The organism is Oleiphilus sp. HI0043 (assembly GCF_001634935.1).
In genome coordinates this window covers 1-797 of the sequence record NZ_LWEY01001719.1, presented here as the reverse complement: position 1 = coordinate 797, position 797 = coordinate 1, and the positions used below count along the sequence as shown (strand labels likewise).

1 protein-coding gene is annotated in these 797 nt (G+C 44.8%); it reads right to left on the bottom strand.

All coding sequences use genetic code 11. The features are described from left to right. Nucleotides 1-79: 79 nt before the first annotated feature. Nucleotides 80-619 (bottom strand): methyl-accepting chemotaxis protein, encoded by a 540-nt coding sequence (locus A3729_RS26160; protein ID WP_082865156.1) that lies wholly within the window; start codon nt 617-619, stop codon nt 80-82. Nucleotides 620-797: the final 178 nt, after the last annotated feature.

Sequence of the window (797 nt, the reverse complement as noted above, 5' to 3'; positions counted from 1 at the left end):
TTCAGCGGATGACAAGCTTGGTTGGATACCGATTGTACTAGTCACCGTGCTCAACTGTGTTCAATATTAGCTGCGATCACTACGCGCTTCTTACTAGGGTGTTCATATCTTTTGCCATGATTGATAACTCGTGCGCTAATTCTGAAAGCCCCTGACTTGCATCCATCAAAGTTTGCCCCGCGTCGGCGTTTGTTCGACTAATATCTTCAACATTCTTACTCTCCAGAACAATCTCTTCAATCTGCGTACGTTGCTTGCTCATTGAATCTGAGACGGTAGAAATATTCCCCGCCGCCTGTTTTACCGAAATGACGACTTTATCTAGCGCGGAGCCCGACATATTGACTGCTTCAGCACCCGCTTTGACATCAGAACTCGCTTTGTCTAACAAAGTTCTAATCTTCTGAGCTGATTCGTTGCTTTTTTTGGACAGTGTCCTAACCTCATCAGCCACGACAGCAAATCCTCTACCTTGATCCCCTGCACGGGCCGCTTCAATTGCAGCATTAAGTGCAAGAAGATTGGTCTGCTCAGCGATATCCGTAATGACATTCATCATGGCAAGAATACCGTCATTACTTTCCTTCACTTCCTCCATATTCTGTATCGCTGTTGCCATTGATTCAGAATCGTACTAAAGGAATATCTATGACAGGTCTGACAGAAGATAAACTGCAAGAGTTTGCTAATGGTGTGGCTGATTTGTGTGATCAGTTAGGTGTTGAGGATCATGAAGAGAAATTGACCGCGATTGGGAATACTTTTATAGGGGCAGCGCTTTCACTAGGGAAACCCAA